The 17,479-nt window shown below is 57.5% G+C and carries 12 protein-coding genes; 6 read left to right on the plus strand and 6 right to left on the minus strand.

Annotated features, from left to right (window positions below; translation table 11 throughout):
* Positions 1-51: 51 nt before the first annotated feature.
* On the minus strand, positions 52-891 hold the full coding sequence (locus tag J7394_RS12610) for a SapC family protein (protein ID WP_209253475.1): 840 nt from the start codon (positions 889-891) through the stop codon (positions 52-54).
* A 38-nt stretch (positions 892-929) separates the two neighbouring features.
* Positions 930-4,739 (minus strand): Ig-like domain-containing protein, encoded by a 3,810-nt coding sequence (locus tag J7394_RS12615; protein ID WP_247748194.1) that lies wholly within the window; start codon positions 4,737-4,739, stop codon positions 930-932.
* A gap of 228 nt (positions 4,740-4,967) precedes the next feature.
* On the opposite strand from J7394_RS12615, the gene J7394_RS12620 reads away from it, so the two are divergent.
* The 6 genes from J7394_RS12620 (at position 4,968) to J7394_RS12645 (ending at position 10,828) form a co-directional block, all read left to right on the plus strand.
* On the plus strand, positions 4,968-7,016 hold the full coding sequence (locus J7394_RS12620; RefSeq protein ID WP_247748195.1) for a dockerin type I domain-containing protein: 2,049 nt from the start codon (positions 4,968-4,970) through the stop codon (positions 7,014-7,016).
* A 237-nt stretch (positions 7,017-7,253) separates the two neighbouring features.
* Entirely contained in the window at positions 7,254-7,844 is a 591-nt protein-coding gene (locus J7394_RS12625; RefSeq protein WP_209253478.1) for a TetR/AcrR family transcriptional regulator, read from the plus strand.
* Positions 7,841-8,104, plus strand: coding sequence for a hypothetical protein (locus J7394_RS12630; protein ID WP_209253479.1), 264 nt, complete (start codon positions 7,841-7,843; stop codon positions 8,102-8,104). The genes J7394_RS12625 and J7394_RS12630 overlap by 4 nt, the downstream gene beginning before the upstream one ends.
* A 9-nt stretch (positions 8,105-8,113) precedes the next feature.
* Complete coding sequence (locus J7394_RS12635) at positions 8,114-9,265, plus strand: aromatic ring-hydroxylating dioxygenase subunit alpha (RefSeq protein WP_209253480.1); 1,152 nt, start codon at positions 8,114-8,116, stop codon at positions 9,263-9,265.
* Between the two features lie 18 nt (positions 9,266-9,283).
* Positions 9,284-9,757: a hypothetical protein gene (locus J7394_RS12640; protein WP_209253482.1), complete on the plus strand. Its 474-nt coding sequence runs from the start codon at positions 9,284-9,286 to the stop codon at positions 9,755-9,757.
* Positions 9,758-9,769: 12 nt separating this feature from the next.
* Positions 9,770-10,828, plus strand: a complete 1,059-nt coding sequence (locus tag J7394_RS12645) for a ferredoxin--NADP reductase (protein ID WP_209253484.1) — start codon at positions 9,770-9,772, stop codon at positions 10,826-10,828.
* 398 nt (positions 10,829-11,226) lie between these two features.
* Here the strand turns inward: J7394_RS12645 and guaD are convergent, their stop codons facing one another.
* The 4 genes from guaD to xdhB all read right to left on the minus strand — a co-directional run bounded on the left by guaD (position 11,227) and on the right by xdhB (position 17,465).
* Positions 11,227-12,555: a guanine deaminase gene (gene guaD / locus J7394_RS12650; RefSeq protein ID WP_209253486.1), complete on the minus strand. Its 1,329-nt coding sequence runs from the start codon at positions 12,553-12,555 to the stop codon at positions 11,227-11,229.
* Between the two features lie 64 nt (positions 12,556-12,619).
* Positions 12,620-14,221: a xanthine/uracil/vitamin C permease gene (locus J7394_RS12655; protein ID WP_209253488.1), complete on the minus strand. Its 1,602-nt coding sequence runs from the start codon at positions 14,219-14,221 to the stop codon at positions 12,620-12,622.
* A gap of 43 nt (positions 14,222-14,264) precedes the next feature.
* Entirely contained in the window at positions 14,265-15,143 is an 879-nt protein-coding gene (gene xdhC, locus J7394_RS12660; protein ID WP_209253490.1) for a xanthine dehydrogenase accessory protein XdhC, read from the minus strand.
* Positions 15,144-15,146: 3 nt separating this feature from the next.
* Complete coding sequence (gene xdhB / locus J7394_RS12665) at positions 15,147-17,465, minus strand: xanthine dehydrogenase molybdopterin binding subunit (RefSeq protein WP_209253492.1); 2,319 nt, start codon at positions 17,463-17,465, stop codon at positions 15,147-15,149.
* Between the last annotated feature and the right edge of the window lie 14 nt (positions 17,466-17,479).

Consider the following 17,479-nt stretch of genomic DNA (forward strand, 5'->3'; position numbering starts at 1 on the left):
CCGCTGATCGGATCTGTTTTCGGTTTTGTTGTGTCGCATGGCGACCAGGGGTTATCGGGCACAAGCGTGTTTCTCCGAATTCTGGCCCCAAGAGGTTTCGCTCGTTTGCGCATCGGCCAATGCAGATAAGAAGCCTTCGGCATTGGCCTTCCGCTCAACATCCTTTGAGCCCGGATTATGTGTCATTCGTGATTGTGCTTGGGTCAACCAAGCTATGTGAGACAGCGAGATTTGATGCGCGTGGACTAGCCGCAGAGCGCCACAAGCTGTTAGTGTGGCCATCTGCTTGCTAGTCAAACTATTCAACCGATCGGGCGAGATACCCCAACAGCCTGTTGGTATCATGCAGCCTTCGTGTTGGGTGAGTGGCTCCAACATTTCCATATCCGCAAGCACGTCACAAATGGTCTTTGTGGTTTGTGCGGACGACATTCGACCTTGGAAGAACGTCACCACGGCTTCAAGATTGGAAGAAAGCGCTCCTGTTTCACGATAAAAAGCCTCATCCCGGGGGTCATCACTGATCAGGCCAAGGGTCTCGTCGACCAGCAACTGGAATTGAGTGTCCTTGGCCCGCCCACTTCTTGGTATTGGTTCGGCATCGAAAGGCGGGCACCTCATTGCCGAGGGCAAATAGGGCGCCAACCACACACCCGTTTCAGACACAAATGGGTTTACGCGCGCTTCTGTTAGGGAAAACAATGCGACCGGTTCTACCCCGCCCTCCGTTTTACGGAACACTAGCGGGAAAGCAGCTGCGACGGGGAAAGCTTCAGCTTCAACAATTGAACACTCAGTCACGTACCTTGTATGGTCGAAGGAGGTGAAGCGTTTCCAGAACCTATTCCCATATCTTTGGAATGTGAGCGGTTTGAGGTGGGTTTTTAACATGACCGTCTTCCAAACTCTCGGCTAATCTTCGAAAAGGATCAGGCGGTGGCACCTGTGGGATCGGTGTGCAGGATATTGTCTGCGCTCAGGCTGCTCAGATCATTCAGACCATCAAACACTGCAAGCGTATCGACAGTGACGTCGTCTGATGTCGAATAGCTGGCCTTGACGAGCTTGGCGTCGGTGCCGTCGGTCGTCAGGGCATATATCTCGTCTCCGGACTGCGCGCCGACCAAGCTCTCCAATGCCAACTCTATGGTGTTGGCCGTGAGATCGCCGAGGATGGTTGTAAGACCGATGAAGCCTGTATTTGTTCCCAGATTGTCGCCTTGGCTCAGGAATTCCAAGTCCGTTCCCGTGCCGCGCAACGTGGCAACGTCGAGGCCCTGGAACATCAAGGCATCTGCGACTTCCATAGCAGTTCCGATGTTGAACCCCGTAATAATATCCGTGCCATTGGCCGCAGGGTCCGCTTCGAACACAACGATATCTCGGCCAACCGCCGTTAGGTCAATTGTGTCGTCGCCATCACCACCCCTGATGATCGTGTCCACATTGCTTGCGCCTATGGTGTCATCCGTAGTCGTCCCTGATTGGTAAACGGAGTCGCCTCCGTTTGGCGTGACGATCTTCAGCTCAAAGGGTTGATTGATGTCTTGAATGTCGACGGAAAACTGCACCAGAGGCGACGAAATGTCGGAGAAACTCAGCGTTGCTCCGGCAAAATTGACGAAACTGGGGTTGGCTGCGTTTACGGCAAGAGGCAATTGTCCGTTGAATATGATGGAGCCGTTGTCAAAGGTGACCTGAGCGGAGTCGAACTCCAATCGCATGTCTACAAACAACCCGCTCGACAGATCCCGATCCGCTTCCGAATAGACTGCGAACTGGACGGTTGAGCCACTTCTTCCGACTTCCGAGATGACATAGGCTGCTGGCGTATGAGCCGTGGCGTCAGCACTCGCCGGAAGGGGATCAGGCCCTCCTGATACTGTTGCTTCGGCTGAAAAGTTCAGATCTGTACCGGCTGTCGTGGCGGCAAAAGCAGAGGCTGCGATGGGCGCAGACCATGTGCCATTTGCGGCGACGGTTGCGGTGCCAACGGATGTACTGCCCAACAGGATATCCACTGTTTGCCCAGCAGCCAAGCCGACCGAAGAGCCGCTGACTGTAATCCCGGAACTTTGCGCATCGGCAAGAGAGATCGCCCCATTTGTTCCAATCGAATCGAGGCTCAGGGTGGGCCGGAAATCGGTTGAGAAGGAACCTGTTGCCGCGTTGGAGGTATTGCCAGCAGCGTCGTCAACTGATGCCGAGACCTGAAAGCTTGTGCTGTCGGCCAAGACCGCGAGATCGCTGGTTGGAATATCCGCACTCCAACTTCCGTTCATTGCGGTGGCTGTATAAGTCTCCCCGTCCAAGGTGATGGTCACGGTGTCTCCGTTGTCCGCCGTTGTTGTGCCCGAAACCGTCAGGTCCTGCCCACGCTCTACAACATCAAGAACTGCTCCGATGGACAGTGGATCGAGGGTAAGGCTGGGTGCCGCAAAATCTGTTGTGAAACCCATTGTGGTCTGGGACGTGTTCCCAGCTGCATCAGCCACAGTCGCGGTGATAGTATAGCTTTCCTGATCCTGAAGTCCCAAAAGATCAGACGCACTTGTCACCAATGTCCAATTGCCACCAGTGACGGTCGTCGTCTCGCTGATGTCAACCGTGCCGTCGGCGCGTGCGATTGTGATAGATACAACCGCCCCTACGCCTGCATCGCTAGTGCCTGAAATGGTAAGGTCCGTCGTCCGCTCGGCGGCGTTCATGATTGAGCCGTCCGAAACACTCGTGATCGCGATGGTCGGATCAGTGAAATCCGTATCGAAGCTGCCTGTCGCCTGAACGGCCGGGTTTTCGGCGATATCCGAGACATCTGCTGTTACCGCAATTGTTGTTCCGTCTGCCAAGAGTGCCAGATCAGCGGCTGGCACGGTAACGGTCCACGACCCGCCCGAAGCCTCGGCGGTGTAGGTTTGCCCATTCATGCCAACGGTCACGGTTTGATCGTCTTCAGCTGTGGTGGAACCCGAAATGGTCAGATCGGTTCCGCGCTCTGCCGCATTCATGACAGCACCGTCCGAGAAGCTGTCGATGGTCACCGCCGGCGCGCTGACATCCTTGGCCAATTGCGCCGTTGCTTGAGGCGCTGCCAGCCCGTCCGCGTCAGACACATTGGCCGTTATCGTAAAATCGCCGCCATCGGACAGAGATGCTAGATCGGCTGTCGGGACGGTTATGCTCCAGGTGCCACTCGAAACGAGGTCCGTATAGGTCTGGCCGTTCAGCATGACGGAAACCTGCTGGTTGTCGCCAACATTTCCGGTTGTGCCTGAAATGTTCAAATCTGAACCGGCTTCGGAAGCGTTCAGGACATCACCTACGGACAAGGGCGAAATGGCAATAGATGGACCAGAGAGGTCGACGGGTACCGTAGCCGTTACGGTGGTTGCCGGGTTGCCAGCCGCATCCGCGAGCGAAACACTGATCTCTGCCGGGGTGCCCGTCGTCAACCCGGCAAGATCCGCGTTGGGAATAGTGACAGACCAACTGCCGCCCAGCGTCGTGCCGGTAAAGGACTGCCCATCCAATACAAGCGTTACAGTTTGGTTGTCCTCAGCCGAGGTCGCCCCTGTCACGGTCAGATCGCCGGTTATGTCAATAAGGTCAATGGACCCTCCGCCGACCGGATCGAGCGTGAGGGTTGGAGCCGTGAAGTCTGTATCGAAGCTGTTGCTGGCTTGAACGGCCGGGTTGCCAGCGCGATCCGAAACATCCGCTGTCACGCTGATGGTTGCCGCATCCGACAAGGCTGCCAGATCGGCGGCTGGAACGGTTGCCGACCATTGGCCGTTGGACACCGTGCCGGTGTAAGTCTGGCCATTCAAAGTGACGCTCACCGACTGCCCGTTTTCCGCGTCTGTCGCGCCACTTACGACAAGATCTGTTCCCTGCTCGGCGGCGTTCATGACGGCCCCATCCGAGAAACTGTCAATGCTGAGTGTTGGTGGGATGGTGTCTACCACCACGGTTGCCGTCGATACGGAGATCTCGTCCCCCAAGGTATCAAGCATACGAACGGTCACGGTGGACTGGCCTTGGGCCAGGGCGCTCGCCTCGGGCGCTGTGAGGGTAACGGTCCAGTTCCCTTCGGAATCTGGTGTCACGGTCTTGGTCACGGAGCCGATCGTAACCTCGACCGAAGTCGCATCGTCCGGCGCAGTTGCGTTGGTCAGAGTGTTGTTGAGGGAGGTGGCCTGCAGCTCTGCCAAATTCAGCGTCGGGAAGTTTGGCGCAGGGGCTGGATCGTCCCCGCCGCCTCCGCCACCGCCACCGGCCGCCGCAGCACCGGCGAGACCAAGACCCGCCGCCGCAGCACCCATTCCGCCCAGACCGCCTGCCGCTGAGGCAGCTCCGGCCTCGGCGACGGCGCTGAATTCGACGATCTGCGAAACCATCGCCTCGGCGATCATGATCGAGCCGCTTTCAAGGACCTGAACATGTTCAGCCGCAACAACCATGGTGCGCCCATCGAGCATTTTCAGAAGGACATCCCCATTGTCCATCAGCTTGGCGGATTTCACACCCGGGATCGTATCCGCGAATTGGAACGCATAGAGTTCCTCAACCGTCGCCTGCGCAAAAGCTGGTAGGGCCAGCACGGCCGACACCAATCCGCCCGCAATGCCGCGCCCGGATAGTTTGCGCAGATTGCGTTCGATCCACGAGCGTTTGTGTCGATCACGGTCTGCCCCTGAAAGATCGGCTGGCGTATCAGTATTGCGCTCAGGTGTCTTCATCGTCTTGCCCCTCAGATTTGGTGTCCGCGATCCTGGGAAGGCCGTCCCCGACATGACGCTTTGTTCATCTGTCTTGCCTTCCGGTTACCACCGCGGGCGAACCTGGAAAAATTGAGTTAAACTGAAGCCGAACTCCTCGTTTTCACCACATTCCCGCTTTTGTTTCGGTCTGGGCATCAGATCATCCTCAGGTCATTGCCAGGGGTGGCATCGGGGGTGATCAAGGTGATGCTTCAATTCGAAACTGTGGTTGCAACGGGAAGCCCGGCGCTCGATTCAGGTATCGGCGATACGGCTTTAAAAACGTTTAACGGGGATACGTATCTCTATTCCGTCACCGGTCCGTTCGGTGGCGTTGCCGCCTGGCGCCTCACTGAAGGGGCTGGGCCGAAGCTGGTGGATACGGTCTATCATAGCGGTCCGATCCTGTATCAGGTGGGGCGGACAGGTGTGCCGATCACCTTGGGCGCTGAGGACCAGCTGGCCCTTGATATCAACAATGCAACGGGTTTGGTTGGATATACGCTCAATGCGGACGGCACCTTTGGCGACTTGCAGGAAACCGGAACGCTCGTCGGTGGCGGAGACATCTCGGCGATGGCGCAACTGGACGTCGGAGGGCAAAGCTATCTGACCCTTGCGCATGAAGATACCGATCAGATCGGCAGCTATGAGATCAACCCAGACGGCACGCTTTCCGTCGTTTCGCTGGTCTCTGGCCAAGCCGATTCGATGCGTGCTGCGACGGTCGGGTCTGAGCAATTCGTGATCACCGCGAACGCTGCAAATAGTGAAATCGCCGTGTTTGATGTTTCCGCAAGCGATGGCAGCCTCAGCGCTCTGGACAACAGTGCCGCTGTTTCAACGATGGGAATCTCTACGCCCACGGCGATTGAGGTGGTCGAGGCCTATGGGCAATCCTGGGTCATCGTAGCGGGGTCGGGCAGCAATTCCCTCAGCGTGATGGGATTGCGCAGCGATGGTCGGTTGATCCCCAAGGATCATGTTCTTGATACGTTGAATACCCGGTTTGAATCCGTGCAGGACCTGTCGGTGATCGAGGTGAATGGCCGTGTGTTCATCGTTGCGGGTGGGTCCGACGATGGGGTCAGCCTTTTCACGCTGACCCCGAATGGAAAGCTGGTCTATCTGGACAGCTTTGCGGACACGTTGGATAGCGGATTGGGGAACGTTCAGACTCTAAACCTCGCCCATATCGGTGATGAGCTTCAGGTGCTTGCAACCTCACAGCAGGATCCCGGGCTGACGCAGCTGAGCGTTTCTTTGGCAAACCTTGGTGTCGTCCTTGACGGTAGCGGGCCGGTTACGGGCACGGCGCACGACGACATGCTCAGCGCGGGGGTGCTTGATGCCCAACTGTCCGGCGGAGACGGAGATGACATCCTCATTGCTGGTAGCGGTGAGACGACGCTGACAGGCGGGGCAGGGGCCGATATTTTCGTCATGCAATATGGCAGCGACCCCACGACGGTCGCGGATTTCGAAGCCGGCACCGACCGCTTGGACATGTTCGACTATCTTCTGCTGCGCACCCCCGATCAATTGACCTTTACCGCCACATCCCAAGGGGCCGATATCCAGTATCTGAATGAGGTCGTCCACGTGATTTCCTCAACCGGCACGCCGTTGACGAAAGAAGAGGTCTTTGGCTCCGGGTTTGGCGGGCCGGATCACATTCCTGTGGATTTCGGTACGTTCGGCGGGTTGGAGCCCTCAAGCTCGGACGGCATTCAGGGCCGCGTAAGCATCGATTCCGAGACCAACAATCCGGGCCTTGCAGATGCTGAGATCAAGTTCACTCCGACCGGAGGCGGCACCGTCACCGCAACCACGGATGAGACCGGACGCTTCGATCTGAACGTTCCGAACGGGACGTTGGTCGGAGAGCTGGAGGTCGTCAAAACCTATTCAACAGCGAGCGGACGAGTTAACGCCTTGGATGCGTTGCAGGTTCTGCGTATCTCAGTTGGATTGGATCCGACATGGGGCCCGGCGGCCCCGGAAAACCTGATTGCCGCTGATATCACCCAGGATGGAGCAGTCAACGCACTGGACGCGCTCTCCATCTTGCAGGCAGCGGTTGGGCAAACCTCTCCATATCCCGCGAAATGGGTTTTTCTGGACGCGGAAGCCGACCTCTCGGGGATAACGCGAGATGCGGTGAACTATGACACGCAGTTGGATATCACTGTTCAAGATGGTTCGTTTGCGATGGATATGACCTCTATTCTTTTGGGTAACATCGAGTCGTTTTGACGGTGTTTTGCGGGCATTTTGCCCGGACTGAACACTCTTTCCCAAACCGGTTTGCGATCCTGTTGAAAAAGTTGAAGGGCGGACTGTCGCACTCGCGAACGCAGAGGATGGTGGCTTGCTCCTCGCTTTAGCCACTCCGAAGTAAATTTTTTATTCGCTGGCCCCAAAATAAATTGTCATGGTTGACAAACAATCTTCGATCATTATTTGTCAACCATGACAATTTATGAGGCCGCAATGCCAAGACCATCTCTGAAAGACCAACGATCTCAGGAAATCCTGGATGCGTACCTCACATGTGTGGCGCGGTTCGGCCTTGATGGCGCGACCCAGGAACGGATTGCAGAGGAAGCTGGCGTCAAGCGCCCCCTGCTGCGCCACTATCTTGGCAACAAGGACGAAATGATTGCTGCACTTGCCGAGTACACCCTTGAAGGCTTTGCGATGTCACTGGACGGCCTGCGACACGCCCTGCCAGACAGAGCAACGCCAACCGATCTTGTGGACGCTCTTTTTGCCGAAAACAGCGGAACTGATCCGCGGTTGATGTTGGCGTATCAGGCGCTGGTGACTGTAGTTCCGGAGCGCCCGGAATTGCGGCAGGATCTTATGGACAGCCTAAGTGCCTTTTTTGACTTGGTTGAGGATGTCCTGAGGCGCGCTGCCCCTGACGCGCCGGATGCAAGCATTCGTGCCGTGACTCAGGGTATTTCGGCGATCTTTGTCAGCATGGATGCCCTGTCGCCACTCGAGCCGCCCAAAGTCTGGCGCGCGGAATTGAAGCTGGCGGCGTCTTTGCTGGCCTCTACGCTGGAGGCCGAGCGATGAGCCACGCTAGAACCGCGAACTATATAGCTCTGCCTGTCCTGTTGGCTGCTGCTGTCCTGGGTTACTACTGGGTCTGGGGGCTGCTCTTCCTGTGGTGGACCATTCCGACCATCCTGAATGGTCAGGCCTTTCTGGTGTTCGAGATCAACCGAGACGACGATCCAGTTCTATTCTGGGCCATTGTCTGCCTTTGGGCTTTGTCGGGACTGATGATGCTCGCCGCCAGCCTTTTTCCGCAACACGCCCATCTGATGACCTGAGGGAAAAAGATGTCCAAAATGTATCATCACCTACCGGTCGAAGCCTACACCGCGCAGGATTGGTTCGACCGTGAACAACAACAAATCTTCTCACGCACCTGGCGTTTTGCGGGACTGGTTGAGGATATCGAAGGCCCTGGGCACTATCTGTCGGTGCAGGCAGGTTTGAACAACCTGTTTGTCGCCATGGGGCGCGATCACCGGCTGCGGGCCTTTCACAATATTTGCCGCCATCGCGGTACGCAGCTAATCCGCGCGGTCGGAAAGACGCAAAAGGCGCTGACATGTCCCTACCATGACTGGACCTATGATCTGGAAGGCAATCTGATCTCCGTCCCCGATGAGGCGTCGGAGTTTCCCGGTGGTATCGATAAATCCTGTCTTGGCCTCAAACCGGCCAGCGTAGACGTCTGGCGCGGTATGTTGTTCGTCCATCCTGATCCGAACGCGCTCACGCTTGCTGAGTGGCTTGGCGAGGTCGATCCATTCCTTGGTCCGCACAAACCTGAGGAATTGGTAGAGTACGCTGAAGGCCGGAACACCTATGAGATCAAGGCAAATTGGAAGATCGTTGTCGAGAACTACATCGACGTCTATCACCTGAGCCACCTGCATTCCAACACCCTGCACATGTATGACCATGCCAAGGCAGAATACGGGTGGAAGGGGCCGCACTATCACTTTTGGGAGCCCCCTTCAGCGGAGTATGCCAAGGACCACGAGGGGAACCTGCCGATGCCGCGCGCGATCCCAAAACCGCATGTCGGCGCCTGGGTTCCGATGCTCTTTCCCGGGATTGGTATCGGGGCCAGTGAGGAAAGCTGGAACCTGTTTGTCATCACGCCACTGGCGCCGGACCTGACGCGCATCGAAAACCGCACGAAGCTGGCCAATGAGTCTGATTGGGCGTTTCAGAAACAGCAGTGGAAAAGCTGGGGCTTTTGGAAGGACTTTGGCGGTGCGAAGTACCAAGGGGCCGATGTCGCAGGCGAAGACGATCCGATGGCATCCGGAGACTTCACGACCGAGGATATCTATGCCTGCGAACAACAGCAGAAGTCCCTGAAAAGCCCTTACTTGGAAATCGGCCCGGCCGGTATTGGTGAAAGTCCGATTACCCAGCACCAGAAAGCCGTTTTGGAGTTCATGAAGGCTGATTGAACAATGCGGAGATGGATTATGACACCCGTTCAAGCTACCCTGACAGGCGTGGTCATCGCGTCGGCTTTGGTGCTGACAGCGCAAGCAGAAACGCCTGAGGAGATCTCTGCCCGTGTCCTTGCGGCTCAAGACGAAGATGGCCTTCTGGCTACGTGGGACAGTTGGCATCCCGAAGCTACTCATCGGATCGTCCTCAAGTACGGTACCGAGCAGGAAGATGATGTCTTCACTTACCGTGTGGGAGCTGTGGCGGCCGCTACCGATGCTGAACTCCCCGAGGATCTGGAGGACTACAAGGAAACTGAGCGATCCACGCCCAGAATGACCACCCGCACCGAAGATGAGGTCCACCACGTAACCGCGGTTACGGATGTTCAATATGATTGGCAGGGATATGCCGGAAAAATGCGTCAAACAGATGAGTTTGTCTTTGAACCTTACCTTGGCGGGATGGTTATCCGGTCATTGACCACCACATATGACTACCGATGAATGGGTGGCTTAATGCGACGCGACTTCTATCCATTGACCGTATCCAATATCCGCAAAGAGATCGGCGGTGCAGCCACAAGTGTCACTTTAGATGTCCCTGCCAGACTGGCTGATCTGTTTCAATGGACAGCAGGGCAACATCTGACGATCAGATTTCTGATCGAAGGACAGGAGCATAGGCGCAGCTACACCATCTCAAACCCTCCTGGATCCGCACTGCGCATCACTGTGAAACGTGTGAAAGACGGGATCGTGTCGAACCATGTCGGTGATGCTCTGTCGGTAGGGGATATCATCGAAGTCATGCCCCCCTTTGGACAGTTCACCTTAACGCCCGGACCCTATAAACGCCGCACGCACTATTTCTTTGGCGCGGGCAGCGGCATTACGCCTCTATACGCGATGATCAATGCGGTTTTGACGGACGAGCCGCACTCTGTTGCAAATTTGATCTTTGGCAATACCAACGCGAACATCATCATTTTTCGGGACGAGTTGGAGCAAATTCAAGCGCGATACCCGAAACGCTTTTCTGTGCGCCATGTTCTGTCCCACCCTTCGGTGTTCAGTTGGTTCAGCCCTTGGCGCACGGGGCGGTTGGACGCAAACGCCGTTCACGCCGCTATTGCCGAGACGCCACCTGTGGCGCAGGACACGAAATACTGGATCTGCGGTCCAGGCAGCATGAACACGGACCTGCGAGCCGCGCTCAAGAATTTGGACGTGCCTGACGATCGCATTCACACGGAAAGCTTTGGTGGCGATGTCAAACCCGATCTCAGCACGTCAGGAGTCGCGGCGACAGCACGCATAAATCTGCATGGTGCATGGCATGACGTACCGGTGGCTGCGGGTCAAACCATACTGGAAGCTGCCCAATTGAAAGGCTTAAGTCCACCATACAGTTGCCAGTCTGGTGTTTGTGGTGCCTGTGTTGCCCGCCTTACCGAAGGGGCCGTCCATATGCGGAACCGAGTTGCACTTGAAGACGGAGATATCTCGAAAGGGCTCATCCTCTGCTGTCAAAGCGTTGCGACGCAAGAAAGCATCGCCTTGAAGTTTGAGGGGTAGACTCGGGATCACGAAAAACGCAGGCAGAAGCCAATCAAACAAGTCGAAACCCCACATCGCAAGTTGAAGGATTGGAAGTGGTGGCTGCAAGAAGATCAAATCTCCTTGCAGACCCGCCTCCTAACCTAACACACTTGTATTCGCCGCCAAGTCGCAGCAGATGATACCGTCACCTGCCTTGTTACTCAATTTGTGGAATGACGGGATACAGATCGATTTTTCATTGCGCCAGAAGGATTTATTGGGCACCTGAGGCATCTCGCGTTAGTTGTTTAATGCGGTGAGGGACTTGGCCGCACGTTTCTGCTGGGTCTAGCCCGGATCGAGCAAGTCAACTGATCCGCGCTTTAAATCAAAGACCGTCGCGGGCCGGAAATGAGCCCGCGCTCTAGGTGCCGCTAGGCAGGGACTTTGGCTCGTTCAGGTTGCGGCCCTGCAAACTTGCTGGGTGTCCCCGACACATAGACTTCCTCAATCGCGCGATCGTCTCCCATCATCTGTAGAACGAAAAGCTCTTGCGCTAGGTTCTCCACGCGGTCCATGCGAAGGGCCATGGCCGGGGTACTGCGTGCGTTTAGAACAACGACGTCCGCTTCGCTTCCCTGGGCGAGCGTGCCGATTTTGTCTTCGAGGCCCAGAACGCAGGCATTGCCGCGGGTTGCCCAATGGAACGCTTGCAGAGGGTGCAAGACTGCCCCTTGAAGTTGCAGGATCTTGTAGCCTTCGTTCAGGGTTTGCAGCATCGAATAGCTGGTGCCAGCACCAACATCCGTTGCGATCCCGTTGGCGATCCCGCGCGCGCTAAGCCCGGCATGATCAAACAGGCCGCTTCCCAGAAACAGGTTCGAGGTCGGGCAGAACACGGGATGAGCGCCTGTTTCAGCAAGCGCGTCGATCTCGCGCGGCTCAAGATGGATGGAATGTCCCAGCAGGGTTCTCCGTCCCAGCAAACCGTAGGACTGGTAGACATCCAGATAGTCCCGCGCCTGCGGATAGAGTTGCTTGGTAAAGGTAATCTCGTCCTTGTTTTCCGACAGGTGTGTCTGGATGTGACAGTCGGGATGCTCTTGCGCCAGCGCCTGGGCCATGGCCATCTGGTCCGGGGTCGAGGTAATCGCAAACCGGGGCGTGATGACATAACCATTGCGACCTTTGCCATGCCAGTCGGCGATCAGGGCTTTGGTATCGTCATATCCGGTTTGCGGCGTATCCTGCAGCGCCTCGGGCGCGTTGCGGTCCATCAGGACCTTGCCTCCCAGCATGCGCATGTTGCGTCTGGTCGCTTCGGTAAAGAACGCGTCAGCTGAGGTCTTATGGACCGAGCAATAAGCAACCGCCGTCGTGGTGCCATGCGCGATCAGTTGATCATAGAATGCCCGCGCCATGGTTGCGCTGTGTCCGTCCGAAGCAAAGCGGGTTTCTTCTGGGAAGGTGTAGGTGTTGAGCCAGTCCAAGAGCTGCGCGCCCCATGAGGCGATAACCTGCACTTGAGGGAAGTGAATGTGGGTGTCGATAAACCCGGCCATCATCAGATGAGGGCGATGGTCTGTCACTGGTACATCGCCGGCCTTTGCGCTGATCGTCGGGAAGGGGCCTGTGTCCTGAATGATCCCGTCCCGGATCAGCAGCGCGCCGTCCTCAAGATAGGTATAGGCGTCGGTATCTTCGCCGTTCTGGGGTTCGCGATGAAAGGTCAGCAGACGACCGCGTAGCAATCTCTGTGTCATGGAGTGTCTCGTATGTCTTGGGAAAACGGGCAGAGGGGCAGCCCATAGGCTACCCCGCCGTGGATCAGGCCTGTTGTGCAGGTGAGTCGTCGTCGATGAGATCGGGCTCATCTGGAACGATTACGCGATGCTCAAGATCCTCTTTCGGGGCGAGCATCGGGTAGAGGTAGAGGAACCCGCCAACGATCAGATAGCCGATGGTAATCCCGTCGAACTGCGGCAATTGCAGCGTGTAAGAGTGGATGATCCCCACCGCTGACATCAGCCCGCCTGCGACGGCAAACGCCCCTGCCATCCGGAACCGGCCGTCAATCACGTCGGCCACAATGGCCCCCCAGATCAGACCGGTGATGATCGCACCCTGGCTTAGCGCCAGATGTCCTTCGTAATGGGCACCCTCCATCAACAGCGCCGCGGTCAGGCCTTTGTCACCCAGCGCAGGCAGGCCTTCGACGCCGCTACTGCGCAGCGCGTTCATCAGCGACCCCCATTTGACCATCAGGAAGGCCGAGATATGTGGCAGGATCGCGAAGGAGACCGCGGCCATGTGCATCGGCTTCACCGCCCAGGCCGTGTTGGTGATCAGGCTGACCGAGACAAAGACCAGAACAGGTGCCGCCGCCGCAATTGGGATCAGACCCGCGAGGAAAGACAGGAAGCCCAGGAAAGCGGCAGCTGCGATCACGACGGCCACACCCACGATGTAGCCCGCATGTGCATCAAGCCGCTTGTAGGCCGGATGACCGATATAAACGGTCGTCGGGAAAGGAGAACCAAACAGTGCGCCCAGCATCGTGCCCGCGCCATCCGTTACCTGGCACAGCCCGACGGGGTAGTGATCGCCCGCGGCCTCGGCGGATTCCACGTTGTTCATGGTTTCGATGAAGTTGTAGATCTGGACCGGGATTAGCACCAGAAACAGCTCTGGGTTGGCGACCAGGTACTGCACACCGGCGATGAGGTCACCGAAATAGGGGATTGGTGGGTAGAAGCCGATGCCGCTTGTGTCGATTTTCGATTCACCAAGGATGATGGCAATCACCGTACCAGCCGCAATCGCGACCAGACCGGCAGGCACGTTGCCCGGCAGGCGGAACCGCCCGATCAGACCCCAAAGGATGAACAGCAACGAGGTAAAACCGATGATCGGGTTCTCAAACACCTCGGCCAGCGGGACCGAGCCGATAAAGACCAGCGCAATACCGCACAGCGTGCCGAGCATCCCGGCGCGCGGTGTAATTCGCTTGAGGTAAGGACCCACAAACGCCCCAAGGGCTGCAACGATTCCTCCCATGAAGCCCGCGCCGATTCCTACCTGCCAGGCCAGCATCGGGTCGTTGGTGGCCCAGTAGATAGGTCCAATTACGCCGAAAAGATAGACGAACATGACCGGGGTCGAGATGCCGTAGGGCAGGGCGGTGACATCTTCGCCCTTCCTGGTGGCCGCCCATTTGGCTAAAAACGTGTAGACTCCGACACCGGCTAGGATTGCTATGGCGGCACCGGGTACGATGCGGCCAAAGACGATCTCGGCTGGCATCTGGAACACGAACTGACAGACCCCGGACAGGATCAGCAGGTTTACCAGGTTATCTGTAAAAAGCGCCCAGAAAGCGCTGAAGTCGCTGCGGGTAAACAGCTTGTATTCGTAGGTCCTCCCGTCCATGACGGTCTCCTCCTCTGATAGGACCGGAATTGCCTGGTGGATGTCAGGCGGATCTCCCTCTCCGGTCGTGATGTTGGCCCGTAAGGGGCGCCTTGGTTGCCCCGGTCGGGGCGGTCGCGGCAGTTTCAGAGGTCAGTTCAGCAATCACCTCGGCCACCACGAAGGCGGCGATGACGCTGGGCCGCTTGTCGCGGCTACCGCTTGCCCCGATGGGGCATCTCAAGTGTTCTATGGATTGTCCGTCACACTGTTTGTGTGCCCAGTTCCTCAGCTTGATCCGCTTGGTCGCGGATCCGATCATCCCGACATAGGCCGCATCCTGACGCTCAAGAGCGGCGGTGGTCAGCAAGAAATCCAACCCGTGATCATGGGTCAGAACGACAAAGGCGCTGCCCGCAGGCGCACCGAAGATTTCGGCTTCGGGGATTGCACTCAGCCGGGTTTCAACATCCGCAGTGCAGAGGTCGATCTCCTCGGCCCGTGTGTCAACGAGGATGCAGCGCACAGGCAAGTGCTGAAAAAGATCCGCAAGTGCGCGTCCCACATGACCCGCCCCCATCACGTAGACATGTGGCAAGGCATATTCGCGCAGCGCCGCACGGTCGGTTGCGGCCACCTTGTCCGAGGACCGCATGCGGGTCAGTTGCAACTCGACCCGTCCACCGCAACATTGGCCAATTTCTGGCCCGAGCGGCACATCCATTTCCCGGTGTAGCGACCCATCCCGCAGCATGTCTCGCGCGGCGTTGATGGCCATGAACTCCAATTGCCCACCGCCGATGGTTCCCCACAGCGCGTTAGGCGCCACGAACATCTCTGTCCCTTCGTTGCGGGGTGAAGACCCGCGCACACGCGTCAGCGCGATGCGGATCACGCTGTTTTGTTTGGACAGAAACGTCTTCAGGGACCGTGCGGCAGGCATTGTTTAGGCACCGTTTTGCAGGCGGGCAACGGCCATCAGGACACGCTCGGGCGTGGCGGGGGCGTCCAGGCGAGGACATTCCCGGTAGTCGGCGACGGATGCCACAGCCATCGACAGGGCCTCGAACACCGAAATACCCAGCATGAAGGGCGGCTCGCCCACGGCTTTGGAGCGCTTGATCGTCAACTCTCGGTTTTCCGACCAATCGGCGAGTTTGACATTGAAGACACGCGGGCGATCCGAGGCCAGCGGGATCTTGTATGTCGACGGAGCATGAGTGCGGAGGCGACCGGCATCATCCCACCAAAGCTCCTCGGTGGTCAGCCAGCCCATGCCCTGAACAAAGGCCCCCTCAACCTGACCCTTATCGAGAACGGGATTTAGTGAGCGTCCGACATCGTGCAGCACATCCGTGCGGTCGACCCGGTATTCTCCGGTCAGGGTATCTATGGTCACTTCCGAACAGGATGCCCCATAGGCGTAGTAGTAGAACGGGCGGCCTTGGCCCTTGTCCCTGTCCCAGTGGATCTTGGGGGTTTTGTAGAACCCGGTTGCCGACAAGTGTACACGCGCCAGATAGGCCTGTTTGATGAAGGCGTCAAAGGGCAGAACCTCTTCGCCGATGTGAACATGGTTGGCGAGAAAGATCACCTGCTCGGGGCTCACATCCCAGTTTTCCGAGGCGAATTTCACCAGCCGTTCCTTGATCTGCTCGACCGCGTTCAACGCGGCCATTCCGTTCAGGTCGGTGCCGCTAGAGGCTGCGGTGGCGGATGTGTTTGGGACCTTCTCGGTCGTTGTCTTGGTGATCTTGATCCGGCTGAAATCAACCTGGAAGGCCTCGGCCACCACCTGCGCAACCTTTGTGTTCAGGCCTTGCCCCATTTCGGTGCCGCCGTGGTTCAAATGGATCGAGCCATCTTTGTAGACATGCACCAGCGCGCCAGCCTGATTGTACCACGTCGCCGTGAACGAGATGCCGAATTTCACCGGCGTCAGAGCGATCCCTTTCTTCAGGATCGGGGAGGATTGGTTGAAAGCGATAATGTCCTGACGGCGCTGGCGGTAGTCTGAGGTCTCCTCCAGCTCTCCGACCAACCGGTCCAGAATGCTGTCTTCGACCACCTGATGATAAGGCGTCACATTCCGGTCTTCGGTGCCATAGAAATTGGCTTTTCGCACATCCAGAGGGTCCTGACCCGTGGCATAGGCAATCTCCTCGATCATCCTTTCCGCCGCGATCACACCCTGCGGCCCGCCAAATCCGCGGAATGCGGTGTTTGAGACCGTGTTGGTTTTCATCGGATGGCTGTTGAGGCGTACATTTGGGTAGAAATAGGCGTTATCTGCATGAAACAGCGCCCGGTCGGTCACCGGCCCCGACAGATCTGCCGAGAATCCGCAGCGCGCGGCAAAGCTGCTTTCAACAGCTTGAATGCGACCGGCATTGTCAAAGACCACGTCATAGTCGATCACAAAGTCATGGCGTTTGCCGGTCGCCGTCATGTCCTGATCCCGGTCGGGCCTGATCTTGACGGCGCGGTTCCACTTCTTCGCGGCCATGGCGGCCACAACGCAGAACAGGTTCATTTGGCTTTCCTTGCCGCCAAAGCCACCACCCATGCGGCGCACGTTGACCACAACGGCGTTGGACGGCACCCCAAGCACATGGGCCACCATATGCTGCGCCTCAGATGGATGTTGGGTCGAACAATGCACGACCACATCGTCATCTTCGCCCGGAATGGCAAAGGCGATGTGACCTTCAAGGTACATGTGGTCCTGACCGCCAACGCGCATCCGGCCTCGGATCCGATTGTGGGCCGCCGCTTGAGCCGGGGCAACATCCCCTCGCTCTAGCTTGAGGGGGGCGGTGACATGCGGGTAGCCGGCGTTTTGGGCCTCAATGGGGTCCAGCGCATGGGGCAAGGTTTCGTATTTGATCTCTGCCAGCTCGGCGGCGCGGCGTGCGATGTCGCGGGTCTCGGCTATAACAGCAAACAGGGGTTGGCCGTGAAACTGAATGGTATCGGTTGGGAAAACCGGTTCGTCGTTCAGATGCGTCGGGCTGATATCGTTGATCCCGGGCACGTCATCTGTCGTCAAAACCCCAACAACACCAGGTGTCTCCAGAACCTTGGCGAAGTCGATGCTATGCAGTTTTGCATGGGCCACGTCGGACACGCCGAGATAGGCGTGCAGCGCACCTTGGGGCAGGGCGATATCGTCGGTGTAATCGGCCCCTCCGGTAACATGCTTGATCGCGCTGTCGTGGTTGACGTCGGTGTGGGCGGCCCCAACGATGGAAACGGTGTCTTTCATTGTGTCGTCTCCTT

This window comes from Ruegeria sp. R13_0 (assembly GCF_017743995.1).
GTDB lineage: Bacteria > Pseudomonadota > Alphaproteobacteria > Rhodobacterales > Rhodobacteraceae > Ruegeria.

Bases quoted from the DNA above. Each gene is read 5' to 3' on its own strand.
- J7394_RS12625 (WP_209253478.1), top strand. From the start codon at position 7,254: ATGCCAAGACCATCTCTGAAAGACCAACGATCTCAGGAAATCCTGGAT.
- J7394_RS12620 (WP_247748195.1), top strand. From the start codon at position 4,968: ATGCTTCAATTCGAAACTGTGGTTGCAACGGGAAGCCCGGCGCTCGAT.
- J7394_RS12655 (WP_209253488.1), bottom strand. From the start codon at position 14,221: ATGGACGGGAGGACCTACGAATACAAGCTGTTTACCCGCAGCGACTTC.
- J7394_RS12635 (WP_209253480.1), top strand. From the start codon at position 8,114: ATGTCCAAAATGTATCATCACCTACCGGTCGAAGCCTACACCGCGCAG.
- guaD (WP_209253486.1), bottom strand. From the start codon at position 12,555: ATGACACAGAGATTGCTACGCGGTCGTCTGCTGACCTTTCATCGCGAA.
- xdhB (WP_209253492.1), bottom strand. From the start codon at position 17,465: ATGAAAGACACCGTTTCCATCGTTGGGGCCGCCCACACCGACGTCAAC.
- J7394_RS12630 (WP_209253479.1), top strand. From the start codon at position 7,841: ATGAGCCACGCTAGAACCGCGAACTATATAGCTCTGCCTGTCCTGTTG.
- J7394_RS12640 (WP_209253482.1), top strand. From the start codon at position 9,284: ATGACACCCGTTCAAGCTACCCTGACAGGCGTGGTCATCGCGTCGGCT.
- xdhC (WP_209253490.1), bottom strand. From the start codon at position 15,143: ATGCCTGCCGCACGGTCCCTGAAGACGTTTCTGTCCAAACAAAACAGC.
- J7394_RS12615 (WP_247748194.1), bottom strand. From the start codon at position 4,739: ATGAAGACACCTGAGCGCAATACTGATACGCCAGCCGATCTTTCAGGG.
- J7394_RS12610 (WP_209253475.1), bottom strand. From the start codon at position 891: ATGTTAAAAACCCACCTCAAACCGCTCACATTCCAAAGATATGGGAAT.
- J7394_RS12645 (WP_209253484.1), top strand. From the start codon at position 9,770: ATGCGACGCGACTTCTATCCATTGACCGTATCCAATATCCGCAAAGAG.